We start from the raw sequence: 25,012 nt of genomic DNA, 5'->3' as shown, positions 1-25,012 counted from the left end.
CGTCGTAACTCGATGTCTGTGTTCATATTCGTCGGAGCAGACTACTTCGATTTCAACAAATGGAATCTCGAGTGACTCCGCCACACCGCGCCAAGCTTGGCGCGCGTAGACTTGCCGGTGCCAGGCAACCCGCCAAAGATATATAACATAGACTTACCTCCGATTAGTTCAACAGCTATAAACTAAATCCTTCGTTCCTCGCATTCAAAAGGTTCTTCACACGAGTAAACTTCATGGAAAAATCCCAGATACGGAATATCCTCTTCCATGCATTTAATCCGAAACGACAATTCCTCATCACACTTCGGTTCTTGGCGGTTGTTCCGCATAACCTCGAATGCATCTACGATACCTTCCAAGAGATTAGCTTGAATGAATAAAGGTAATTTCGTGAGCATGGAATCCTCTACTTCTGTCTCAGATCTATATCCCTTAAGGATTGTTTCAAAGTAATCATCCATGAATTGCTTTCGTTTACCGACATCAGGTTCAAATTGTACCCAGCCAACACCAATTGTCCATACACTTGCGAAGTCAAACAAATACCAACAGTAACATGAATTATCGAAATCATATACGGTAATTTGCCCGGTATCCATATTTATCGAATAATTCCCATCGTTGTAATCAAAGTGGACCATACCGTAAGACTCACGATTCTTGTCCAATTCTTCCAATGCTTGAATGAGGTTTAACATCTTCTCCTTTAACAGAGGTAACGAACTGGGTATTAGTTCTTCAATATAGTCCACATTGTATTTGTCAAAGAAACTCTTCCGGCGATGGACTGGTGTATAGCCTTTCGATATTTGATGAAGAGCCCCCAGGACTTTACCGCAGTTATAGTAATATTCGGTAATTGGTGCTCCTTCCCGATACTGGTAATTATTCTCCACAAGCAGCTTTCCTGCTGCCTTATAAAACATACAGATAAAGAAGCTATGGTCATTATAAGTGATTTCTTCCAGCAGATTTCCCTTCAGGGAGTTCACTACATCCGAGACACTTCCGCCATGTTCGAATAAATATCTGACATACTCAAGCTCGGCTATTAAATCTTCCCGGCTTCTGTCCTTTAAGAAAGCGATTCTAAGTATTTTGGCATCGGAGTCCTCTTTCTCACAGCTATAAACCACATTTCGCCCTCTATGAGGGGCATTAACTAATATGATTTCATAGCCTTCTAATCCATACAGCTCTGAGGCCACGGTAAGTAAATATGTACTACTGATCTTAACAACCTCGTTATAATTTATAAAATCGCCTCCTGTCCAAACTCGAGTAAGCCCACACACAAACCCGTAACAGGGCTACCCTTTTCGCCCAATATACATCAAATGCTCAGCTACACTCATTAGGTCTTCTCGTTCACATACCTGTTCTGCTAAATCCAACCAGGCTGTGACTACTTCAGCTGGCTGAGCAAGCAGCTCCGGCTCGCGTAAATATAAGAAGCTTTCGCAGTTCACCAAGTGAAGTTTCTCCACTTCAAACTTCTCAAAGAATGGAAGCACATCCTTCGGCCGGATATAGAAGTTTTCAGTGAAACCGTGCCCTGCAAAATTAACATCATCACGAATGATGTGAAGCTCTGACTTTCGTTCTTCTAACAAAATCAAGCTGGGATCGCGAAGGAGATAGTCCCAAACGAAGGAAAAAGAAGAGACGAATGACACGAATAAAGTTCCGTTTCTTGTTAATTTACTCAAGCATTCATTAATCGTCTTCATCCGGTCATGCTCATCTTGCAGGTGATACATCGGTCCCATACATAGAATGTGGTCAAAAGATTCGTCTTCGAATGCCGATAAATCTCGGCTGTCTGCGCAAGTTGCATGGAGAGGCAATCCGAGTTCCTGTGCTTTATTTTGTGCGAACTCTATGTTCTTAGGTGATAGGTCTGCAAGCGTAACATCGCAACCGAGCTCCGCAAGGTAAAGAGAATAATTCCCCGGCCCACCTCCGAGGTCCAATACGCGGTCTTTGAGCTTTAAGTAGCGATCCAGGTAACGTTTCGTAAGCTCGAACTCTATCTTGTGACGATCTAATCGATGCCACTCGTAATGAACAGTGTCGTCATAGAATCTTTTTACGATATCAACGTGATCATCCATAGGAATACTCTCCTCACTGACCCTAAATAAGATCAAGCAGATGCTCGTTATTTTCTATAATGATCATTTTATCCTTAAAGTCACAGTAATCTATAAAATGTGGCAGTGCTTGTTCTTATTCAGTAGTTCTGAAAAATGCGACTTACCGCTGCCCGCACCACCGAGAATATGTAGCTTTATAACGCTTCCCTCCATTCTTCTAATCTCAGAGACGACAGCATATATGTAATACATTCAACAAAAGATGGAAATCAGACCAATAAAATGTCAGCTAGCCATGATTAGAATGAGGTGAGTGTAAATGGGCGACCTGGAACAACTATTAGATCAGTTAAAAATGCAGTTGAATAATCTTAGTAACAATGTGGGTAATAACTCAGATAATGAAGTTCGAGCTTTGGGACAAATAAGCTCTCGATTAGAATCAGTAAACTCCTCACTTAACTCGATATCATTACTGCTGGCGTGCATACTTATTGTTGGCACTGTGGTCTCGGGTATCTATTTATATTTCTATATTAAACATCACAACAAAGAGCTGCGAAAGAAATCTGAACCAAAGGAAGCCGATCATTTCTGACTGCTTAATCTTTGACACTAAAAAACGTTTCATTGGCAATTTGAATCAATTTATCCGTCGCTTCTTTGCTTGCCGGATCCAGTACCATCTTAAAGAAAACCTCGTGCAGATCATCAATTCGCGCTAAGACTTTGTCTTTGGATTTCTCTTCTCTTAATGAATAATAGAGGTTATATAAACTGATATCCAGGTCATCATTAGCTTTCTCAAAAGAAGTCAGCTCTGACATTGAGGCCACGCTATAAACACTCGAAATCATCGATCTGTATGTATAATCATTCACTTCCATACTGAAACTTTCAAGTGTTTTGCTCAGCTGAACTTTATAAGCGGCATCAATTGCGCTTTTAAGTTCTTTCTTTTGACCATGGGATTCAACATATTTATAGAGGAGAACAGCGAAGCATAGCGATAATACAATGAGTATGTATTTCGTTTTCTTGTTCATGGAGACGCTCCCCAAATCCGATAGTTGAGTTATCATGCTTGTTATCTGAACAGACTGCCGGTTTAGCCGACAGCCTGTTCAATGGGTCAAAGCTTCGTTTAAATGTTAAACATTTTCAGCATTGGCATAATGGATTTGATCATCCCATAGCCCATTTTTATCATCGGGAATGCATTACCCATAAACCCCATGATACCTCCAATACTCCCGAAGCCTCCACCTAAAATCCCGCCGCCGAGGCCTTTGCCGATGCTCCCTGCGTTCTGCAGCAAGCCGCCGCCTCCACCGCCGAACATCGAACCGCCTCCACCGACCATTGACCCAAGCATTCCAGGAAATAAACCGGAAATCGTAGCTTTGTCTGCCGGATTCGGAATTCTCTGTCCGGACAAAACCAGCTGCCCGCTCTCTGCTTCAGTGACCCAGCCAATGTAAGAGCGTCCGTCCATTAATTCGATACATACGGGTTGACCGATCCATTGCTTCGCGCTGTTCCTGGTCATCTTGGATTTTACAGCCATCAATCATCACCTCTTTTCTACAGGTATTACAATCTATTCAGACTGTAGGAAGAGGTCTGTACGCATACCCGATTCATAGACTAACTTACAGAGATAACCATCAATATTTAATAATTACATCATTCTTTTTTATCCTTCTGGATATTGATTAACATGTCTAGTCTTTCAATGATTCGCTTATCATTCTTTATATGTTCCTTCATCATGCCATCGATTCTAAGGACACCTAACACTAGAATTATGCCAACAACAAAAATGAATATGGCCATATTTCCCCTCCGGTTTCCAAGCTAGCTGCTTCAATAACACTTCCCACAATATTCCACTCAACTTCCGATTATCCTGCCTACTGCTGCAATCGCAAAAAAGAGACCCGCAGCAACGGGCTGCGAGTCTAAGGTATATTTTATAAAAGGGGGTCGAGTTTTATTATAATCGCCTTTCATTAAGCAGAGATAAAGAAAGGATTTCATTTGTGTTACATTTATTGAACAATCCATTTATTCCGTCTATCGTTCCCAATCCTCACTGTACAACAGCGGATTGAGCGGACTACTTGGCGTTTCGCCAGGTTTCTGCCCAGAGAGACAAGCTTCCAAATCGCTGCGGCGTGCATTGCTGTCCGGTTCAACGATAACCGCATCGTCTGCCACATAAATGACGGTCATCACTTTCCGCATCTGGTCCGTAGGATTGCTTGGCGCGTTGTGGAGGGTCCAGCCTGAATGAAAAGTGGCATCGCCAGCCTCCATCGCACCGTACGTTACCTTTTCGAATCCTTTACGCTCTATGTATCCCGCCAGCGTACGGTCTGACTCGTCGGAAATGACCAGCTTGCTGATATACCCCATCTTCTGGGACTCGGAAGCGAAAGTCATCGATCCGACTTCTTCGGAAATCGGTACAAGCGGCATCCACATCGTGATCATTTTATCTGTGTTAAAAGGCCAGTAAATTTGATCTTGGTGCCACGGAGTACGCCCTCCACCCGGCTCTTTGAACAGCGCTTGATCGTAGTACAGGCGAACAGCTTTGGCCCCCATCAATTGCGCTGCTATTTTGGCGGACTGCCCAGCCGTTACAAACTGTTTGATTTGCTCACTTGCAGCCAGAGGCCGCCGATTTGAATAAACGCTTTGCCGTATGTGTCGCGTTCCTCAATTGGCTTATCATGATAATTCAGTTCTTTGACCCAATGGGTAAAAATCGGCTCATAAACCGCGATTTCCTCGGCTGTTGCCGCGTGGCGAATCATGACATGCCCATTCCTCCGATAATCTGAAATTTGATCATTTGTAAGTTCATAAGTGGAGGCCAGATCTGGCACTTCGTTCGCTTGTTGTTCCATATTTATCCTATTGTCCTCGCTTAACCGAGTTATTTATAGTAAAATAATCATTTAGCTACACTACATGACGATGAGGTGCACGGATGTCCATTAATTTTACGAAAGCAATCATTAACAAGCTGCAACGGGAAATTGCTGACATAGAAAGCAAAATCGTAAACGACAAGAACAAACTGAAGAAAGCGCAAGCGAAGATTAAACAATTGGAACGAGATATGAAATTAAGCCAGTCGCATAACGACTTAAGCAGCAAAATGACACGAATCAATAAATTGAATGAGGAGGTCAAGCTCATTACCCGCAGCCAAGCTGACCTTGCCAAGCAATTAACAACGAAGAAGACTGCACTGGGCAAGCATCAAGCCAATGAGTCCAAGTAAATAATAAAAAGCCTGATCCTGACTTATCGTCAAGATCAGGCTTGTCTTGAAATTTAATAACTACAGTTTTACAACATTCTCCGCTTGAGGTCCACGTTGACCTTTTACAACATTGAATTGTACGCGTTGACCTTCGTCCAAAGATTTGAAACCTTCGCTTTGGATCGCAGAGAAATGAACGAATACATCTTCTCCGTTTTCACGTTGAATGAAGCCAAAACCTTTTTCTGCATTAAACCATTTCACTGTACCTGTTTCCATTGATAAATAACCTCCAAAGTTTAAACAATATGTATGCCCAACTAAGCGGACTATTTATAAGTATATCCCATAATCGAGAAAAAGTTTGTAGGAATTTGTCAGTTCTAATTAAAAATTTTCAAACGAGAATATCGGGACTATTGTCCCTGGCGGTTTACTGCTATCCTAATCCCGCTTCCGCCAGCTTCTCATCAAGCAACTCCTTTTGGCGCAGATGGTGCCTGCTGTGCATATTCACCATCTCAACCCACTCGCGCGCGTTAAGCCAGCCAAACCAGCCATGGCGCAATTTGCAGGCCGGGTTCGCTTCATCTATGAAGCCCTCGCACTGTTCCAACTTGGCTAACAACTCATCCAGACCAGCTTGGACTTCAGCTTTGCTCTCTGGGTTCCTTGTCGAGTTAGGTGGTTCATCAAGCTTCACACGGATATTGGGCCACTCATTCTCGGCGAATGTCTTCATGCCGTCTTCTGTTTTGCCACCCGTCGCTTCGTCGGTCGCCTTGGCGCATATTGCAGCATACTCTAAGTATTCCTTTGCCGCTTCGATGACATGGATATACATTTGCCCGATCGACCACACGTTTTCATCGGATTTATATCGCAGCTGCTCGATCGAATAGCTGTCGAGATACTGTATGTATTGCTTAATAATAGCCGAAGCATTATGTACCATGGTTCACACCTCTTCCCTTCACCTTAAACGTAGTGATAATTCATGAGATAATTCGCAATAACGCCTTTGTCCTCGTGCCACCACAGAATCGGAATATTGCCTGCATGTCGAAAGCCTAATGCTTGTGCGAGCCTATTCGATCCATCATTTCCAGCATCACAATCCCAGCAAGGCGTTAAGCCTGATTCAAAGCTATGCTTCAAAAAATATGCACAAACTACGGTTGCTAATCCTCTATTCCGGAATTCATTCATCGTAATAATATCTGGAGCGATATAGCCGCCACCGATATAGAACGTGTTACATACACTCGCAAATTCATTATCCTGCTGCAGGCAGTAACCAAATGCATGCTTCAAGTAGCTTTCAGATGATCCCCACAAGTGCGAATAAGAATGATCAATCTGATCGCGATATTGGTTAAACAACTCCTCATCTATCGCCTTGAGCTGATATTCCGCAGGAATCTGAATTTCTCGAGCCTTTGAAGAGAGTTCCTCCAGCTTATAGTGACTTCTTGTTAGCTGTACAACATTTCCCTCTAACGCACGCTTCAGAAGCGTGAGCCACTCCTCAGATGACACATACAAGTCGAAGAAATTGGCGTGGTTCGATGGATCGCTCAGAAATGCAATCAATTCGTTGTTAAAATCATCGTCAGCAGCCTCGCCGAATACGAAATAGCAGCCACCTTTGTTTACAACTAAACCTGCCGTGGGGGTATCCCTGTTATTTACATACACCAGACCCTGCTGCTTCCGATCAATGACAGAATAGACAAACACATGATGTATTCCTTCAGGTTGCTGCAAAACATCTAGAATATTCCGAAACTCGTCTTCTCGAAGTTCGATCATCTTAACCAATCCTTCTGCTGGACGCTGCATCCAGTCTTTATTGTATATCTTACAAATTCTGCAAGAACTGACTTTCCCCTGCTTCCAACAGCGCACAAAAAAACCACATCTCAGCGATGTGGTCCTTTAGCGAGCCTATCAACATGTTAAGATTGCGCATACGTCTGCTGAAACTTCGCGATTGCCTCATACTCGGTCTCGAGCTGGCGTGCCAAACGAATGTAGATCGGCAGCAGCTGGTGATAAATTGCAGCATTCTCTTGGATAGGCTTGTGCACATGCGTAGCGCCAACCATCTTTGAGACGACACCTAGCGAATCGACTCTGCCCGTCGCATAGAGTCCGAGCACAACCGCACCGAGGCAGGAGCTCTCGAAGCTCTCCGGAACGACGACTTCTTGGTCGAAAATATCCGCCATCATTTGGCGCCATAGCGGTGAACGCGCGAAGCCGCCAGTCGCTTGAATTTTGCTCGGACGGCCGATATTTTCCTCCATTGCGAGCAGCACGGTGTACAGGTTGAAAATAACCCCTTCCAGCACGGAGCGAATTAGGTGTTCCTTGCGATGATGCATCGTAAGCCCGAAGAACGAGCCTCTTGCATTCGAGTTCCAGAGCGGCGCCCGTTCCCCGGTCATATACGGATGGAACAGCAGGCCGTCCGCGCCTGGCTTCACTTGCGCAGCGATCTGCATAAGCAGATCGTACGGGTCGATTCCAAGGCGTTTCGCTGTTTCTACCTCGGATGCCGCAAACTCATCACGAGCCCATCGCAGCAGCATGCCGCCGTTATTGACTGCACCGCCAATGACCCACAGCTTATCCGTGAGCGCGTAGCAGAAGATACGTCCCTTCGGATCCGTCACGGGCTTGTCCACGACCGTCCGAATGGCACCGCTTGTGCCGATTGTCGCCGCAACGACCCCTGGTTCGATGGCGTTCACGCCAAGATTCGAGAGCACGCCATCACTTGCGCCGACGATGAACGGAGTCGATGGATCAAGCCCCATCTCCGTGGCGAATGCAGCATTCATGCCTTTCAAAGCATGTGTCGTCGGCACGGGCTGCGATAACCGATCCCTCGTCACGCCTGCGAGCGTGAGCGCTTCTTCATCCCAATCGAGATTGGCGAGATTGAACATGCCTGTCGCCGAAGCGATCGAATAATCGATGACGTACTCGCCGAACAGACGTGCAAATACGTACTCTTTGATCGAAATAAACTTGCTTGTCCGATTGAATAATGCTTCTTCATCATGACGGAGCCACATGAGCTTCGGCAGCGGTGACATCGGGTGAATCGGCGTTCCAGTCCGCAGATAGATGCTATGTCCACCGAATTCATTTTTCAATCGGTCGGACCAAGCCGCGCTTCGGTTGTCTCCCCATGTGATGCAGCGTGTCAGCGGCTTCCCTTCGGCATCGACAGCAATGACACTGTGCATCGCTGAGCTGAACGAGACGAACATAATTTGATCGGCTCTCGCACCGCTCTGTGCGACGACGTTCTTCAATGTATGGAGGACAGAGCGGAAAATCTGATCGGGATCCTGCTCGGCGATGGACGTTGTCGGTGTAAACAGCGGGTAGCCTTCATCTGACTTTGCGACAACGGTTCCGTTCTCCTCAAACAGCACGGATTTCGTGCTCGTTGTGCCGATATCAACTCCAATCATATACTTAGGTTGACTCAAGTGGATGGACCTTCTTTCCGTTGAGGGATGCTTTTATAAGTGCTAAGGCAGAATTTTCACATTAAACAACTGTACTAAGAAGCAAAATAAATAGCAAGCCGACGACAGACAAGATCGTCTCCATCACCGTCCACGATTTCAATGTCTGCGGCACGGACATATTGAAGAACTCCTTGACCATCCAGAAACCGGCGTCATTAACATGCGACAGAATTAGCGAGCCTGCGCCGGTTGCGAGCACAACAAGCTCGACATTCGCATCAGGCGACTGTCCTAGAATGGGTGCCACAATGCCAGCCGCTGTCGTCATGGCGATTGTCGCCGACCCAGTTGCAACACGAATGAGCGCCGCAATGAACCACGCGAAGAAGATGATATTCACATGCGACGATGTAGCGAGCGCTGCAATAGCATCACCGACGCCGCTCGTAATGAGCACTTGCTTGAACGCTCCGCCCGCCCCGATGATCAGAATAATCGTAGCCGTAGGCGCCAAGCATTCGCTTGCAAAGCGCGATACATCCTCTTTGGAGAAGCCGCGTGCGAAGCCGAGGGAGTAGAACGAGAACACAACGGCAATCAGCAGCGCGATGACTTCGTTCCCGATAAATTCGCAGAACACCGTCCAGCTGCTGGTTGCGAGCGGGTCAATAATGTTAGCTACCGATCCGATCAGCATCAGAATAACAGGGAGCAAAATCGTAAACAGCGTAATGCCGAAGCCTGGCAGCTTGCGATCTTCTGACGTTGCGAACTGCTCGACCAGCTTCGTTGGCGGTTCAACCGAAATACGGCCGCCAATAAGCTTCCCGAACAGCGGACCCGCCAGAATAGCGGTCGGAAGGCCGACGATCAGCGAGTAAAGAATGGTTTTGCCGATATCCGCACCGTAGGCATTAATCGCAATCATCGGAGCAGGATGCGGAGGAACGAGTCCGTGTACGGTGGACAAGCCAGCCAGCACCGGAATCCCGATCTGCAGCAGTGGTCTCTTCGTCTTTCTCCACACAATGAACACGATCGGTATGAGCAAAATAACGCCGACCTCGAAGAAAACGGGTATGCCGACAATGAAGCCGACGATCAGCATCGCCCAGTGAACACGGCGTTCGCCGAATAAACGAATCATCGTATTGGCGATTCGCTCGGCACCTCCGGATTCGGCCATCATCTTCCCGAGCATCGTACCCAGCCCGATGACGATCGCGATCGTGCCAAGCGTGCCGCCAAGTCCGCCGGTCACCGCCTTGACGACGTCAGCTGGCTTCATGCCGGCTAGAAAACCGAGCATTAGCGCGGAGATGAGCAGCGTGACAAATGGGTTCCATTTGAATTTGGCAATTAACGTAACAAGAAAGGCAATCGAGACGAACGCCCATATGATTAAGGTCACATCGTGACTGAATCCGAAAATACTGCTCATTATGAACCTCCTGTAAAATCTGGTTGTACGGTACATAGGGTTCGACTAGCGCGCGGCTGTTATTCCACATGTCGATCAAATCGTGAGTATCACTTATTGTATACTTGTCGACAAGTTAGACAATGCGCTTACAATAAGCGCTTCGACCGCGGCTTCTTACGTAATACTTGTATGCAATGTAATGCTCGAATCGGCAAAATAGTTCTCGACTACCTGCTGAATCACCGCAGCATCCTTGGTCTCAATGGCACGCACGAGCGTTCTGTGCTTCTCGATAACCGCATGCAGCTTCGCTTCCCCTTGCGAGAAAATTTCATCCGTCGTAATCAGCATCACGGTGAGCACGATATGGCGAATGCTCTTCCACAGATGGAGAATGCGAGTATGTTTCGCTCCGACAATCATCGTCTCGTGGAAGGTGAAATCAAGATGGGAGAACTCTACGCTGTCGTTGTATTTGACGGCGAGCTCCATTTTGTCGATGAGCTGTTTGAGATGGACAAGCACCTGTTCATGGCCGCCTTCCCCAAGCCGCTTCTGAGCAAAGCTCTCGATCAAGTAGCGGACATCGTACAGCTCTTCAAGATCCTTCATGCTAAGTCCGAGAACGACAGCACCCATCCGTTCCAGACGGATCAGCCCTTCGCTCCCCAACGTTTTCATTGCTTCACGAACCGGAGAGCGGCTAGCGCCGTAATCAGCGGCAACTCGGTTCTCCGAAATCACTTCGCCCGGTTTGATCGTTCCTCGAATAATTTGCAGCCTTAATTCACAAGCGATGGAATCGCCGCGAGTAACACCAGTAAGCCAAGCGGAAGGATAACGCATCTTAAGTTCAACTCTCCTACACAGATCAAATTTGAATGAGTCATACCACGATAAAATAAGTATTATCGATTGTAACACAGATTCGCGATTTGATACTATGCATCATCTATGACGGACGTATGATTATGAACGAACGACGGCATGACCGCCAAATTCATTGCGCAGTGCAGCTACGACTTTGCCATGGAACGTATCCGTTTCAAGCGAACGGTAACGCATGAGCAGCGAGAGCGCAATAACCGGCGTGCTTGCTTCAAGATCAAGCGCTGTTTCGACTGTCCATTTGCCCTCGCCCGAGCTCTGCATAACACCGCGAATGCCGTCCAGCTGCGGATCTTTCGAGAACGCGTTCTCTGTCAGCTCCATGAGCCAGCTCCGAATGACCGAACCGTTCGACCAAACACGAGCAACATCCTCATAGTTGTAATCAAAATCGCTCTTCGACAGCACTTCGAACCCTTCAGCAATGGCCTGCATCATGCCATACTCGATCCCGTTGTGGACCATTTTCAGAAAATGCCCGCTGCCGATCTTGCCTGCAAACAGGTAACCATTATCAATGGCAATCGCCTGGAAAAGCGGTTCAATGACGCCGAATGTCACCCGATCGCCGCCGATCATGAAGCAGCCGCCTTGCGCTGCGCCTTCCGTCCCGCCCGACGTGCCAACATCGAAGAATTGAATGCCTTTCGCGCTAAGTCGCTCTGCGCGAGCGATCGATTCCTTATAATGAGAATTGCCTCCGTCGATAACAATATCCCCTGCTTCGAGCACTGGGATCAGACGGTCGATAACTTGATCAACAATATTCCCTGCGGGAACCATCAGCCACACGATGCGAGGCGTCGTCAGCTTCGCGGCAACTTCCTCAATCGATGCGGCAAACTCTGCGCCAACCTTCGCAAGCTGCTGGCCTGGTTCAGGATTCACATCGTTCACAACAACCTCATGCCCGTTACGGAGCAAATTTTGCACGAGATTATAGCCCATTTTTCCAAGACCGATCATACCTATCTTCATTGTTTTCACCTCTATTTGATTCTACAAGTATACTTGTATACAACTTACTTGCTCGTTAATTTTACTGCTTTGTTTCGGTTCTGTAAATATTGAATCTAATGAATCCCTCATCTTCACCAAAAAAACAGCCGATCTAATTGACCGACTGTCGTTCGTACCTGCTAAGTGCTTGCGATATGCCTGCTTGACTCTTTCAATCTGAGTGATGTGAGTACGCACATGCTCTACGCGGTAATACAATAATTCCTTAAAGGTGAACCGCTGCTGATCCGGATATACCCCAACCCGCTCGCTTTGCTCATCGCTCAGATTATCAAGTATGGTCTGCATAGTAGAACGTAATATTTTGAATAACAATAGATACTGCTCCCGATCCAACACATCGTACCCCAAGTTCCTCGCCCATGCATCTTGGTCGAACGAATTCAGCATCGGTTCATCCTCTGCCAGAACCCTCTTCAGTCGTGATGTGGATGAAACCTCTGAATCCGTTACATGAATCAGAATTTGATGAATGCTCCATTGATCCGGTGCCGGCTTGAAACGAAGCTCTTTCTCGGTCAATCCTTCGATGGCCTCCCGAAGCATGGTGTATCCTGAGGCGTACGCCTTGATTAAGTCCTCCAGTTCAACCCCGCTCCTTCATGTATCCGTTTGTGTGTTATTGTGCATCCGCGATGTTGCTGCTGTTAAGCATAAATATCTAGCCCTACAATTCGATTGTCGTCCGCATCAACGACAAGAATAGTCGAATTTGCAAAAGCACAGAACGTACGAATCGCAACGGATTCACTTAAATTAGCCTCGAGCAACCACCCTGTTGGACACAAGAAGACTGACCCCGTATCTGCAAAATAGGTGCTCTGGAAGAAGTCTTTGAGCTTCTCGGTCTCCCGATTATGAAGAGGATCTATTCGTTCTTGTCGAATGGCAAAATACTTTAGACGCCTTCTTCCCGTAGCGAGATTTAAGTCATCACTTCGATATAAATCCGTTACTACAGGATATATTCCATCATGGAGCTTATTAATAATCATTTCTTTGGACGCAGGTTTCAGTCCCTTAACATTGATCTGTCTCAGCACCTCATTGCATCATGTAGCCCTTTCACATCAGAGAAATGAGGTGTAATTTCTGAGGTGATGGTATGAATGGATTTCTCATTCGGAGTTGGAATTTGAGTCAATGTATCCGAGCCGATGATCACTGAATATGCAGCAAATAGTTGAGCAACTTCGCTCATGTCACTTAGATCAGTAGATGAATCAAGCCTTTTCATCTTATATTGCCGATTCGAAAGATTTTCATTTGATTGAGGTTTAGCGATTTCTACTAACCAATTTAACATAGAGTTTATTCAAACCACTGCCTTGGTCCAATATTATGGAACAAATGAGTGTAATTAGGATTCAATGCTTCCTGTATTCTCTTCACAGTAAAGTCGCTAATAGGCCGAGGTAGATCATCAATACTGAAATACTTACACTCCGTAACTTCCTTGGCGTCTGGCTGTGGCTCCTGATTGTCGTTAATCGTACAAATGAAGGCAAAATGATGCATGTCATGGGCAGACTCGTAATATACACCGGTTAAGCGACCTACAGTAACTTCTAAGCCCGTTTCTTCGAATACCTCTCTCTTCGCCGTATCTTCCGCTGACTCATCCTTCTCTGATAATCCGCCGGGAATCTCCCAATTGAATTTCCCATAGTTATGTTTCACCAAGAGAATTCTGCCCTCTGCGTCCAAAATAACGGCTGCTGCTCCAACTAGCTTCGTCGACATTATAGAACCCCTTCCAATCTCTGTTAAACAAGCTACCTAAAACATTTATTGAATTACATCCGCCGGAGGCAATGTAATGTAGATAGCATTAATTTCACTTTTCCCGTCAATTAATGCTTTTGCAATTCGATGTCCCCCATCAATTAGCTGTCCATCTGAACATAATAATATGGGATAATCCATGTTTGCATTGATGATTCGCTGACAATGAAGTGCAACATTTCGTATAGTTGGAACAGACGTATTCTTGCTATCCGCAAACCAACAATCTTGGTCGAGCTCCTTTATGGAGTCAATCATGATTATATGAACAGGCAAGTTCTTGGATAATTCCCACAGCTTCTCAACATCCCAGATATGGCGCTTTCCATCCCTTACCCGGCCATGTTTATGCTTCATTCGAGCAAGTATTTCATCCATAATAATGACCTCATTTTATAAGTTTATGCAGGTACCCCAAATCATTACAGCACCTGTGCGATCTCCCACACATGTCCGTCTGGATCAGCGAAACAAGCCGTCCGGCGCCCCCAAGGGCAAGTTACCGGTCCATTCAATAGCTGAACGCCTCTCCTTCCCAGCTCTTCGCATACCTGGTCAACATCCGGCACTTGAATCGTGAACTGGAACCGAGCACCATCCCCGCTTCGCCTAACCTGAGCGGGTTCAATCAATTCCTGGGCTTGTGATTGGTCTAACAGATTAATGCACGTATTGCCATAATCGAACACCGCGCAGTATTCATCTTCATAGATGATCCCAAGATTGAACGTTTCTTGATAGAATGCCTTCGCCCTAAGCAAATCTTCTACAAACAATGAAATTTCGGTAATTTTGTTCGCCCAGCTCTCAGTCGCCATCCACATTCGACTCCTTATCATTTTTTCCAAACCATTCCATGGAGTATTCGAGATACGTTTTATGCAAAATCCATTTCGGATGCTTTGCGCTTCAGAAACTGCCGAACCGAAACATCCGTGCTTAGTCCAATTGCGAGGCTATAAGCATGAATGGCCTCTTCATCTCGATGCATCACCTTGTACAAGTGACCGGAAAGCGCCCAATATGGCTGATAGTTCACTGCCTCTTCAGATGGAATAGCTTCCAGTAGGGCAATGCCTCGTTCCGTTCCATATGCCTCAGCAACCGCAGCAGCTCGACCGACTAATGCGCCTAGTGTAGGGTGGATGTGAATGAGGCCTTCATATAGCTGAGCAATCGCTTCCCACTCAATACGCCCCGTCCGTAAACGTTGTGCATGCACGGATTGAATGGCAGCCATCAGCTGAAAACGGCCAACTCTGCCTGCTTGCGAAGCGTTATGTAGATAACGCTCCGCCTCCAATATCAAAGATTGGTTCCACTGCGCGCATCCTTGTTCAGTAAGCGGAATGTAATTCCCCTCGTCATCCTGTCTTGCCTCACGTCGCGCCTCACAGTGCAGCATTAGCGCTAGGAGACCATAAACCTCCGGTTCTCGAGAGGCGAATGGGAGAAGCAGCTTTCCCAGATAAATGCTCTCCTCCGCTAATCCTCTGCGCGGCGAATCCGCAATAGTTGCCTCGTCCCACCCGCTTCCGTAAGCAGCATAGATGGCCTCCAGAACAGGCTCGAGACGCTCCGAGATTTCTTCTGCATCAGGCATTTCAAAGGTGTGGCGATCGGCACGGATTTTGGCTTTGGCCCGAGTGAGCCGCTGACTCATGGTAGAAGGCTTGACGATGAACGCAGACGCGATTCGAGCTGCATCGATGCCAAGTACAGTTTGCAGCATCAGCGGCGTTCGCATCACAGGATCAATTGCCGGATGAGTACACAGAAACATCATCTTGAGTCGTTCGTCTGGAAAGGAAGCATTGGAAGAAATCATGAACGGAGTATCTTCCGACATGGCAAGCAGTGTTGGCAGCGCGCCATCGGAAACACGGGTACGTCGCGCTCGGTCGATAAGCCTCCTGCGGGCGGTAGTAAGCAGCCACGCCTCAGGTTTGTCCGGTACTCCGACCTGTGGCCAAGTTTCTAGCGCAGCAAGAAAAGCATCTCCAATGGCATCCTCTACAGCCTGCAGATCTCGCCAATTCACAGCCAGATAGGAGAGCAATCGACCATAAGCTTCACGTGCGGTCCGTTCAATAATCTGATTGGTTTCCATACAATACTTACTTCAGCGCGGGAATGTTCTGTCTGACCTCGACCGTATCTACTGGTCCTCGAGCAGCCCACTCTAATGCGGTGTCTAAGTCGGGAACATCTAGCACGAATATCCCTCCGAGCTGCTCTTTCGTCTCGGGGAATGGTCCATCTTGAACAACCATCTCCCCACCGCGCCGCTTCATCGTTGCAGCTGTCTCCGGAGCAAAGAGCCCCGAGCCGAACACCACGATACCAGCCTCCCGCAAAGCATGCACATAATGCGTCCAGCCGGCCAAGTATTCTTGTTGTCGTGCTGGATCTGTTCTTGCCGCAAAATCATCCTGGCTCTCGTAAAACATCAACGTAACATTCATTCAAAAATTCCTCCCTATAAACTGTATTGGAATTTGGTTTCGTTATAATGTCGTACGAGATGATTCCATTTCTACAAGACTGGAAAATTAATTTTCGAACCATCCAGATCGTTCAGTTCCATCTTTATAAACCCTTGTTACTTCGGGCTCATAATTTATTGGTGCTTTTGCAAAGCAATACCATATTCGACCTTTATCGGTATCAATAATAGTCGCTTTAGTGAGCTCTTGCGCTTTATATTTAATCTTTATTTTATCAAGAGCGTTGTCGTAAATGACTCCGAATGTTAAAGAAACGAGTTCATCGTCTGATTTCATGTCACGTGGCTATAAGTTGCAGAACGTTCTCGTTAAAATTTGCTCTTTTTCGTTAAACTGTTTGCTACTTACCCCATAATCCCATCGATACCCAAGGTGTGTCTTCTCAATTAATCCCACTGACAACATATCGCCTTTTCCATAAAAGATGATGGTATGACCTTTATAATCGGTCGTATGAAAAACTTCATCCATCGGAACATGTGATTCGCTTATTGCTTCATCAAGAGTCTTATAGTTCACTCGATAGTAAACTAAACTTATGACGGTGATGAGAAAGACCATCGAAACAAAAGAAACGATAACTTTTAACTTCATTATTTCTCCTGACAAGCCCAGAAACGATTCCCATAAGGGTCATTAAACATCATGACTCTGTCAGGACCGCCAATGTCTTGAATATCCCCTACTGTTACCCCGCTGCGAATTAAATCGGCTTGCAGCTGCTCGATGTTATCCGTTGCAAATTGTATAGAATAATGGGGATTCCGCTTAATGTCTCCTGTGAACCGAATACTGTTTTCGTCTTCTTCTTCCCCGAAGAGTAAGATTTCTTGGCCGTTTGCAAGCTTTAGGCTGGCAATGCCCATCTTCCAAATGAGGTTGAATCCTAGAACCTTCTCATACCAATCAATAGCTTTCTCATACTTTTCAAAATCCCCCGACTTCGTAACCGGAATTCCCAAGACAATATCTTTGACAACGTTCCTCATAGAGTCCTCCCTCGAAGCATGTCCTTGTTGCAGTTTTTCCTTGGTTAGAAACAAAGCTAGATCATCATCAGCCCGAACGTGGCCGCCAGGTACAACGGGTAAGTTGTTATACATGCCCCCTCTGCCATCAGGGATATAGCCGCGTTTAATGTACAGCCTTTGTGCGGTACCATAGTCGGCGTACAATCCGAACCCAATACCGATGACATCATAAGTTTCAAAAGCAAACTTTTCGATGGCATCAATTAATTGTGATCCTATTCCACGTTTTCTGTATGTCGGTATTACATCAAGATTTTGAATCTCGGGAATCCCATTTTCCAAGAAAAATGCGTATTCTGGCCTGTAAACAAGATGTCCCCATCCAACAAATTGTTCGTTGTACAGAGCTACAAAAGTTGTTCTCTCAGAGCTCAGATTTTCTCTCGAGCACCTCTCGATATAATCCAAAGGTTTACTCACATCATGTCCAGACAACCCGTCAAAAACGAGCTGGATGTCGGATTCTATCATTTGCCGAATTTCAACTAACGCACGCACTAAAGCCCTTCCCCCTTTAAAATGTACCTATAGATCCATAACTTATCTTCGAAAATCTTTAAATCGCGTACCTTGATATGTAAGCTCTCCCTGGTCGCCTACGACAAGATAACCGAATCGGTCCCCTCTTACCGGCAATTCGATGCGTGAACCGTCGACTAACTCGAAGGTCACGTAGTAACTGGTACGGGAACGGGAGTTTCCCGTTCCTCCCCATACCTCTGTTCTTTTGTCCACTACCCCTGCAGTACAGGTAAGAACTTCTGAGGCATTGTTGCTCGTCCATGTCCAAAGTCCACGAATAATTACATACAGGAAACTTCCAACTACAACGAGAAAGATTGTTCCTCCAAAAAGTTTGAAAAATAGGGGCATTTCTTTAATAATCCCAAAGAAGCCCGGGTCATCAGGGAATCCGCTCATATTATCTCTCCTCAACCATCTGTCTCTATTTTCTCCATATCCATTTTACGCTTCCATATTTTAATAGTTTCGCTAATCTGCATTTTTCTGGAATATTTGCTTTCGCCAAAGGCGACAACTATGATGGAGCTAATGAAACTTATCCTTAGATAAGGAGGATTCCACATGATCAAAGTAGTGCTGATCCGCCATGGACAGAGCGAATGGAATGTCGAGAATCGATTTACGGGGTGGACGGACGTGGATTTGTCTCCGAACGGTCTCGATGAAGCGAGACAAGCCGGCATCATCCTGAGAAAACAGGGTTACGTCTTCGACGCAGCGCATACATCCGTTCTGAAGCGTGCGATTCGGACGATGTGGATCATACTTCATGAGATGGATTTGACATGGATTCCTGAATTCAAAAGCTGGATGCTGAACGAACGGCATTACGGCGCTCTGCAAGGATTGAATAAAGACGAGACGACCAAGAAATACGGAGAAGAACAGGTTTACTTATGGCGGAGATCCGTCGATGTTCGCCCGCCTGCACTGGATAAGAACGATCCAAGGTATGAAGCGTCAGCACCACGCTACCGGAATTTATTAGAAGGGGAATTTCCGTTAACGGAAAATCTCGACGATACGGAGCGCAGAGTGTTGAAATACTGGGATGCGAATATCGCCCCCGCTCTCTCGTCCGGAAAACATATTCTCATTGCAGCTCACGGCAATACATTGCGAGCGTTGGTGAAGCACCTGGACCATATCCCAGCCGACGGCATCGCTGATCTGAACATACCGACCGGCATCCCGCTCGTATACGAATTGAACGAGCAATTAGCGCCGATCCGGCATTATTACTTGGGTCACGACGGCGAGCTGCCGGAAGGAACGATTCCGACTCATATCTCCCCCACATCATGAAATAGGCGGTGCGCATTATTCGTTTCATATACGATCGAACAATTAATATGCAGGTTTCCACTTATGAGAAGATGGACGATAAAACCGACATGCTCATTCGTCTCATCAAGGCGTTCGTCCAGGAGGCGATTCTCCCTTTCTCAGAATCATTGCCGGTGATCATTAGCTACGAGAAAAAGAAAACGGAAGTGGTCGGAAACAGTCCTTTCAATGAGAAAGGATTGGATAAGCTATACAAGCTCCTGAAAAAAGGGGACATCATCGATGTATCGATTCGTGAGAACCTCACGTTCGATTATTGGGACGCAGCACCTCAATATTACATTCCTCGCATCGGCCTCGGTCTACACTGGTGGGGCGATACACGGCCAGCATCAGATCCCGTATGGCGCATTAACAAATATATGAATACATTCTCTTTCGCCCTGAGCGAAAGAGTGTTTGGTCCTGTAGTTCCGCAGGATATACAGCGCTTATTTATACAGTTATTTCGCATGGTCGTTTCAGAGCTCAACGCCGTAACCGGACAAATCTCCTTTGATTCGACTCGTGCTGATTCGGCGGTCAGCCGAACCCATTTCGAAGGTTATCACGGCATCGATCCGGAGAAGCAGCCCGGTTATACGGAACGGCTGCACGGCTATCACTGGATGAATCTTCTCACGAGCGGACATATCGCCAAGCTGGGCGGTGTGGATTACGTCCTTCAAGAGGCGCCGGCATACCGAAAAGAAATCCTAGAGATAAACGGAGAGAGTGCTATTCTACTCCAATTGACCGAAGATATTAATGATTACAGCGATGACGCGCTGCGGACGCTGAGAACCTTCTTCCTCCCGCTGCTCCATTGGGATTCTGTTTCTGGAGAAGGTGCGTCATTTTACGCTCAAAACCCCACGATCACGGCTCGCTTAGTTGAGGATTGAAGTGTTTGAACATATACCAGAGAAGGTCTTGCGGCATTTTCTTGCCAGGTTTACTCTCCTGCCTAATGATGCGCCAGTCACCTTGAGTATCAAGCAGCGTATAGACATGGTTTGTTCCGTCAGCCTTTTTGAATAAGATATAGGCTCTCTCATCTTTGACGAAAGTAAGCGGGTCAATGAAATTCTTAGTGCCTGTTCCTGCCTTGTAGTCCTTCATTAACTCTTCCTGAATTATTACGTTTGTTTTATAAAGGGATTTGAACCGTCCTTGCTCAGCCTGGTACGCTAATTGCTGATATTCATACTTTTTGAAAGAAGATAAATCTAACTGAAAGGTTTTCAGTATGTCTTCAAGGACTTCATCGTAAAATTTCTTAATCTTAAGTTCCCATTCATCGCCCTTGTGTTCATAGTTAATAAGCTTTACCCCGTGAGGACTAACATGAAATGTGATGGTTTCTTTACCGTAAGGATTAGAATGGGCATGTTCAAAAGTTGTAACTTCTATCTTTACGTTAAATGAATACTCCCCATCAGACTCCCTTCTTAGCTCCAATACTTTAGACTCAGACAAACCGTATTGTTTGAGATAACCATAATACTGAATGATAGCCTTATCAATGTTTGGCGTTAGTAAGGTAAGCAAAGCATCATTTGTCAGCTTTACTTGATCATCATGAGGACCTGCTGAATTAACCTTTCGAGCTATAATAATGCCATCGTTATCCTCAATTCTCGTCTCATAAAGCGAAAACAGATGTTTATCAAATCTGTAACGGTAATCATTATGTACGGAAAGGACAGCGTGCGGATGGGAATGAGCAAATACCCATTGACTAGTTTCAATTCCGCATCCGATATGCTCATAGTGGACGTCATATTCCGAAATCGGATCAACCTTGAAATCCATCACTTTCAATTGTTCCTCGGAGAAATGGAATTTTGACATATTAAGAACTCCAGATTGTTCAAGTAGCTGGTCATGGAACTGAATTCGTTTGTTGCCCAAATATTCAATTCTAAATCGATCATTTTGGCTTTCCCCAATACTCGCACCGGGGTCGGTGAAGATAGGCTTCCATTGCTTATTCACAAGGCTATAAACGTTTAACCCCATTGCTCCAGCGCTTCCAGGTGAGTATTCATAAAAGAAAACCTCTGCGAGCTGATCATCTGTGACATCTCCAAGCATGATTTTACTCGTCACATATCTATTCTGATCCACCAGCTCTCCATCAATTTTCAACCATTTACCTCGCGGAAAACCGTCAACGGTACCGAACAGTTCTGCTCGATGCATGATTGTAGAATCGGGTGAAGAGAACTCAATTGACTGTAACAGCTGGTATGGAATTTCAGTCTGCTGCACGCTCGGATCAGCAATACAGAACGATTGGAACATCATGCTCATCGCGAATGATATAGGAATGCAGATAAGCTTCCTCTCCATTTTCACTGCTCCTTCGAACCTGTTTGGAAGAAATCACCTTCCCATTTTACTATTGTGCCCCTCAGTCCGGTTTTCAATAAATTGGCACTTCGCTTTTCGGCGACCAACTCTTCTTTTCGGCTTATAATATACGGATGTCTACTTGGCTTAAAGAGAAGGAGTTAATGTTCGTCATGCGTAAAAGAGTTGTACGAAAGTGTATTTATATGATTTGCGGGTTCGCGATAATGCTGTCGAGCCTAGGTGTGACAGGTCTTCCGTCTGTAAACGCAGCATGGGTCTATACGCCAGTTGTGTCGGAGACGACTCGCAATACAGGTTCCGAGATCAAGAAGATGATTATGGATGACGGGCGAGGGTATCTCTATGCAACGGCATACGATACGAATGAATTGTTGTTTATTGACCCGAATACGATGAAAATCGAGAAACGTCTTGCGGTAGGCTCGCATCCAAACGGGATGGACCAAGTGGACAATAAACTATATGTCGCACTCGAAGGGGCAACCTTAATTGCGGTCGTGAACCTGGATACGAAGTTGGTAGAATCAACGTTGATAACGCAGGTACAACCAGCAAAGGTTGCTCTTGATGGCAGCAGCTTGTTCTATGCCGACGGCGATCAATGGTGCGAGATTCATAAAATGGATATGTCCACTGGCACAGATACGATTATTGAACGCAACATATACGAACCTGAGCTCGCCGTAGACCGGCTGTCACACCGACTATACGCAGGCGAGACTAGCATCTCGGCATATAAGCTCAATGCCTATCAGTCGACTACAGGCGAGAAGCTGTGGTCTTACCAACCTGAAGGCGATGGCTATGCAACTTCCCTCGTCGTTGATACTGGAGCTGTATATTACGGCGATCTTCGCGTAGATCCGGTCAAGCCGAGGATCCTATCCACTTCGTCTGGCGAGGTGTTGGATGCTGATTCGGCCTTTATCTACACGACGTCCGGCGTATTCACGAAGAACGAAGGCGCAACAGCCGCGACCTATAGTACGCTCTACTCGCATTCGCTGATTCAAGCGGACAGCGGAAGAAACATTTTCCGTTACGAGCCTTATTCCAAGACCATTAAGAAGCTGGTCTATCATTTGAATCCAGCCCAGAAGGCGATCGAATTCCAGCGAAGCGCCGATGGCGTCAGCATGTCGTTTAATCATGGTCTTGCTTCGTGGGTTCTCGGCAACAACGATAAATACTTGTATGCCATTTCGTCAGAGGCGAATCGTCTGCTCCAGATTGATACCGCTTCGTTTACGGTTACCGGGGATCGATACATTGGCTCGCAGCCTTCGGATGTGGATATCAAGAACGGCGTGCTCTATATCTCATTGAAAGGCAGCACGCATCTCGCCAGGATTGATACGGAGAACGAAACAAACTTCATGGCGCCGCTCACCGAGCTTGAAGTCGGCCAAGTGACATCCGACATTGCCGCAGGTACCGGGAAGGCTTATTACGTGGCAGGACAAGGCTGGAATAACGTGAATGTATGGCCCTCGGAGTCAGTTCAATTGAAGGGCTCCATCTCATTTAGCAATCCATCCGTTTCGCTCAGCCCGGATGCGTCCAAACTTTGGCTCGGTGAAACCGGTTCGACGGGAAGCCGCCTTTTCCAATTTAATGCCTTAAACGGGGAGCCCCTTCAACAATTGAAAGACGGCTCTTCTAACGAAGGGAATAACGTGTTACTCGATGGCGATCAGGTGTATTACGGGTCCAGGAGATTCGCATCGAGCAATATAGGGCTGATCTACGGCACCTATGCAGACCATTTGATATTTGCGAGCGGAGCTAAGGTGATCGGCACCCATGCAATTTATGACCGAGATACGTTTAATCCGCTCTACAAGCTGCCCTTCTCTGCTTCGCTTGGGCACATCAAACAAGACGGTACCATTTTGCTATTTTCAGAAGAAATCAAGCCTTACGAGGAAGATACGTACACGTTATATAAATTCGATAATTTCGCTAGTATGAAATTGGCCATTCAGAACCGGCTTCGCCCTCAAGGGATTCGCTTCGTCGACCAAAGCGCGGCACCGCAATTCATTGACGGTCAATTGACGTTCAAGCCAGCCGCAATGGGCAATGAGATTGCTCATTATGAGCTTAGCTATTATGATGCTGACGATAAGCCAGTAACGGTATCGAACGACCTGAAGCTGGGTATCATCTATGAGAAATTACCTAATGGAAACTATTCACAACGAATTACGTCAAGGGGTATATTGCCGACCTCGATCAAGCAAATCGGCATCATACCTATTGGTACCAACGGGGTGAGGTTTGATGATGCAATTGCGCTTATTCCGCTGAATGACAACCGTACCGCCAAACACAGCTTTGCGGATGTGCGGGATGAATATTTTGCCAGATTCGAGATTGAGACGCTGGCTTCGAAGCATATGATCCAAGGCTACAAAGACGGAACGTTCAAACCGCTGGGCTCTGTGACCCGTGCCGAGTTCGCCACGATACTGGTCAATGCGCTTCAGCTCCAGAATCCTGCCAATAAAGAAGTACGTTTTAAGGATGTAAGCAAGAACACGTGGTACTTCGATGCGATAGCCTCTTGCATGCGGGCTGGGCTGATAAAAGGCTATACAGACGGTACGTTCCGTCCGAATCAGACGATTACGCAGCAGGAAACGCTCGAAATCATCAACCACGCACTGCTGTATGGCGGCTACAAGGAGACAGAATCAGCAACACTGCTCCATTTCAACTTGCCAAGAGGCTATGATGCGTGGTCTGAGCAGTCGGTCGATCATTTGCTGAGAGAGGGAATTATTAAAGAGAATGACGAGTTTCCGATCAATGCAGATAAGAAATCGACACGTTCGGAATGCGCCGAACTGGTGTATCGCTTGCTGTACGTGCTTGGGAAGGTATAACAGCATATAAGCAATTAAAAAACGGTAGCCTTGGTGGGCAATGTCATTAAGTTAACTCAATGACATTGACCGAGAATAGAAATGGAATCCAAAATGGCATGAGGGAAACCCCTGTGCCGTTTGTTTTTTTGGTGCAGTCTGAAAAAAGTGTACAGCAAACAAGCGGATAGACAATCCGCTTAAAAAATGTTCATTCGAACCGATTTATGCTACTCTGTAGACGAAGCTTACAGATGATTTATAGCGTGTTTTGCGCGTATTCTGCTGCCCTGGTCGAATCGGGCGAATCGGCAAAACGTTTCTTCGAATCAGTGCTTCAACATCAGACGGGGGTTCATCGTCTCTTGAGCGCAGGAAATGTCTACAAACATGAACGGCA

Annotated in this window: 26 protein-coding genes and 1 pseudogene; 4 read left to right on the top strand and 23 right to left on the bottom strand. The window is 46.3% G+C overall.

Annotated elements, in window-relative coordinates:
* Window positions 1-182: 182 nt before the first annotated feature.
* The 6 genes from A8990_RS23735 to A8990_RS32285 form a co-directional block, all read right to left on the bottom strand.
* Window positions 183-1,136, bottom strand: a complete 954-nt coding sequence (locus A8990_RS23735) for a phosphotransferase enzyme family protein (protein ID WP_245996175.1) — start codon at window positions 1,134-1,136, stop codon at window positions 183-185.
* A 174-nt stretch (window positions 1,137-1,310) separates the two neighbouring features.
* A complete protein-coding gene (locus A8990_RS23730; protein WP_116191524.1) occupies window positions 1,311-2,114 on the bottom strand; it encodes a class I SAM-dependent methyltransferase in 804 nt (267 codons plus the stop codon).
* 584 nt (window positions 2,115-2,698) lie between these two features.
* Window positions 2,699-3,142 carry a hypothetical protein gene (locus A8990_RS23720; RefSeq protein ID WP_116191522.1) on the bottom strand — a complete coding sequence of 148 codons (444 nt, stop codon included), beginning with the start codon at window positions 3,140-3,142 and terminating at the stop codon, window positions 2,699-2,701.
* A gap of 98 nt (window positions 3,143-3,240) precedes the next feature.
* Window positions 3,241-3,663, bottom strand: a complete 423-nt coding sequence (locus tag A8990_RS23715; RefSeq protein ID WP_116191521.1) for a hypothetical protein — start codon at window positions 3,661-3,663, stop codon at window positions 3,241-3,243.
* Between the two features lie 509 nt (window positions 3,664-4,172).
* The gene (locus A8990_RS32290) at window positions 4,173-4,706 is read right to left on the bottom strand and encodes a phytanoyl-CoA dioxygenase family protein (protein ID WP_245996173.1); all 534 of its coding nucleotides are present in this window, start codon (window positions 4,704-4,706) and stop codon (window positions 4,173-4,175) included.
* A gap of 35 nt (window positions 4,707-4,741) precedes the next feature.
* Window positions 4,742-5,011 (bottom strand): phytanoyl-CoA dioxygenase family protein, encoded by a 270-nt coding sequence (locus A8990_RS32285; protein WP_245996171.1) that lies wholly within the window; start codon window positions 5,009-5,011, stop codon window positions 4,742-4,744.
* Between the two features lie 83 nt (window positions 5,012-5,094).
* Between A8990_RS32285 and A8990_RS23705 the strand changes: the two genes are divergently transcribed.
* Entirely contained in the window at window positions 5,095-5,391 is a 297-nt protein-coding gene (locus A8990_RS23705) for a hypothetical protein (RefSeq protein ID WP_116191520.1), read from the top strand.
* Window positions 5,392-5,451: 60 nt separating this feature from the next.
* Here the strand turns inward: A8990_RS23705 and A8990_RS23700 are convergent, their stop codons facing one another.
* The 16 genes and pseudogenes from A8990_RS23700 to A8990_RS23615 form a co-directional block, all read right to left on the bottom strand.
* Entirely contained in the window at window positions 5,452-5,652 is a 201-nt protein-coding gene (locus A8990_RS23700; RefSeq protein WP_116191519.1) for a cold-shock protein, read from the bottom strand.
* 160 nt (window positions 5,653-5,812) lie between these two features.
* Window positions 5,813-6,328 (bottom strand): DinB family protein, encoded by a 516-nt coding sequence (locus A8990_RS23695; RefSeq protein ID WP_116191518.1) that lies wholly within the window; start codon window positions 6,326-6,328, stop codon window positions 5,813-5,815.
* Between the two features lie 23 nt (window positions 6,329-6,351).
* Window positions 6,352-7,185 carry a GNAT family N-acetyltransferase gene (locus tag A8990_RS23690; RefSeq protein WP_181909749.1) on the bottom strand — a complete coding sequence of 278 codons (834 nt, stop codon included), beginning with the start codon at window positions 7,183-7,185 and terminating at the stop codon, window positions 6,352-6,354.
* A 146-nt stretch (window positions 7,186-7,331) separates the two neighbouring features.
* A complete protein-coding gene (gntK, locus tag A8990_RS23685; RefSeq protein WP_181909748.1) occupies window positions 7,332-8,879 on the bottom strand; it encodes a gluconokinase in 1,548 nt (515 codons plus the stop codon).
* A gap of 61 nt (window positions 8,880-8,940) precedes the next feature.
* Window positions 8,941-10,302 (bottom strand): GntP family permease, encoded by a 1,362-nt coding sequence (locus A8990_RS23680; protein ID WP_116191515.1) that lies wholly within the window; start codon window positions 10,300-10,302, stop codon window positions 8,941-8,943.
* Between the two features lie 156 nt (window positions 10,303-10,458).
* Window positions 10,459-11,130: a GntR family transcriptional regulator gene (locus tag A8990_RS23675; protein ID WP_116191514.1), complete on the bottom strand. Its 672-nt coding sequence runs from the start codon at window positions 11,128-11,130 to the stop codon at window positions 10,459-10,461.
* 123 nt (window positions 11,131-11,253) lie between these two features.
* Complete coding sequence (gnd, locus tag A8990_RS23670) at window positions 11,254-12,150, bottom strand: phosphogluconate dehydrogenase (NAD(+)-dependent, decarboxylating) (protein WP_116191513.1); 897 nt, start codon at window positions 12,148-12,150, stop codon at window positions 11,254-11,256.
* Between the two features lie 168 nt (window positions 12,151-12,318).
* Window positions 12,319-12,777: pseudogene (locus tag A8990_RS23665) on the bottom strand (DinB family protein); the annotation flags it as partial.
* 726 nt (window positions 12,778-13,503) lie between these two features.
* Window positions 13,504-13,935 (bottom strand): NUDIX hydrolase, encoded by a 432-nt coding sequence (locus A8990_RS23655; RefSeq protein ID WP_116191510.1) that lies wholly within the window; start codon window positions 13,933-13,935, stop codon window positions 13,504-13,506.
* Window positions 13,936-13,980: 45 nt separating this feature from the next.
* On the bottom strand, window positions 13,981-14,355 hold the full coding sequence (locus A8990_RS23650; RefSeq protein WP_116191509.1) for a chromosome partitioning protein ParB: 375 nt from the start codon (window positions 14,353-14,355) through the stop codon (window positions 13,981-13,983).
* 44 nt (window positions 14,356-14,399) lie between these two features.
* Window positions 14,400-14,795 carry a VOC family protein gene (locus tag A8990_RS23645; RefSeq protein WP_116191508.1) on the bottom strand — a complete coding sequence of 132 codons (396 nt, stop codon included), beginning with the start codon at window positions 14,793-14,795 and terminating at the stop codon, window positions 14,400-14,402.
* Window positions 14,796-14,854: 59 nt separating this feature from the next.
* Complete coding sequence (locus A8990_RS23640; protein ID WP_116191507.1) at window positions 14,855-16,087, bottom strand: RNA polymerase sigma factor; 1,233 nt, start codon at window positions 16,085-16,087, stop codon at window positions 14,855-14,857.
* 7 nt (window positions 16,088-16,094) lie between these two features.
* A complete protein-coding gene (locus A8990_RS23635; RefSeq protein ID WP_116191506.1) occupies window positions 16,095-16,442 on the bottom strand; it encodes a YciI family protein in 348 nt (115 codons plus the stop codon).
* 327 nt (window positions 16,443-16,769) lie between these two features.
* Window positions 16,770-17,078, bottom strand: coding sequence for a hypothetical protein (locus A8990_RS23625; protein ID WP_116191504.1), 309 nt, complete (start codon window positions 17,076-17,078; stop codon window positions 16,770-16,772).
* Window positions 17,078-18,013, bottom strand: coding sequence for a GNAT family N-acetyltransferase (locus tag A8990_RS23620; protein ID WP_116191503.1), 936 nt, complete (start codon window positions 18,011-18,013; stop codon window positions 17,078-17,080). The genes A8990_RS23625 and A8990_RS23620 overlap by 1 nt, the downstream gene beginning before the upstream one ends.
* Before the next feature lie 42 nt (window positions 18,014-18,055).
* Window positions 18,056-18,436 (bottom strand): DUF2500 domain-containing protein, encoded by a 381-nt coding sequence (locus A8990_RS23615; protein WP_116191502.1) that lies wholly within the window; start codon window positions 18,434-18,436, stop codon window positions 18,056-18,058.
* Between the two features lie 165 nt (window positions 18,437-18,601).
* Between A8990_RS23615 and gpmA the strand changes: the two genes are divergently transcribed.
* Together gpmA and A8990_RS23605 are read left to right on the top strand one after the other, a co-directional pair.
* On the top strand, window positions 18,602-19,345 hold the full coding sequence (gpmA, locus tag A8990_RS23610; protein WP_116191501.1) for a 2,3-diphosphoglycerate-dependent phosphoglycerate mutase: 744 nt from the start codon (window positions 18,602-18,604) through the stop codon (window positions 19,343-19,345).
* 71 nt (window positions 19,346-19,416) lie between these two features.
* Window positions 19,417-20,271 carry a hypothetical protein gene (locus A8990_RS23605; RefSeq protein ID WP_147306854.1) on the top strand — a complete coding sequence of 285 codons (855 nt, stop codon included), beginning with the start codon at window positions 19,417-19,419 and terminating at the stop codon, window positions 20,269-20,271.
* Here A8990_RS23605 and A8990_RS23600 read toward each other — a convergent pair.
* Window positions 20,246-21,721 (bottom strand): DUF3888 domain-containing protein, encoded by a 1,476-nt coding sequence (locus A8990_RS23600; RefSeq protein WP_116191499.1) that lies wholly within the window; start codon window positions 21,719-21,721, stop codon window positions 20,246-20,248. The genes A8990_RS23605 and A8990_RS23600 overlap by 26 nt on opposite strands.
* A gap of 173 nt (window positions 21,722-21,894) precedes the next feature.
* On the opposite strand from A8990_RS23600, the gene A8990_RS23595 reads away from it, so the two are divergent.
* Window positions 21,895-24,633, top strand: coding sequence for an S-layer homology domain-containing protein (locus A8990_RS23595; RefSeq protein WP_181909747.1), 2,739 nt, complete (start codon window positions 21,895-21,897; stop codon window positions 24,631-24,633).
* The last annotated feature ends 379 nt before the right edge of the window (window positions 24,634-25,012 follow it).

This window comes from Paenibacillus taihuensis (assembly GCF_003386535.1).
Classification (GTDB): Bacteria; Bacillota; Bacilli; order Paenibacillales; family Paenibacillaceae; genus Paenibacillus_Z; species Paenibacillus_Z taihuensis.
Note: the sequence above shows the minus strand (reverse complement) of the source record. Positions and strands in the feature narration are given on the sequence as shown.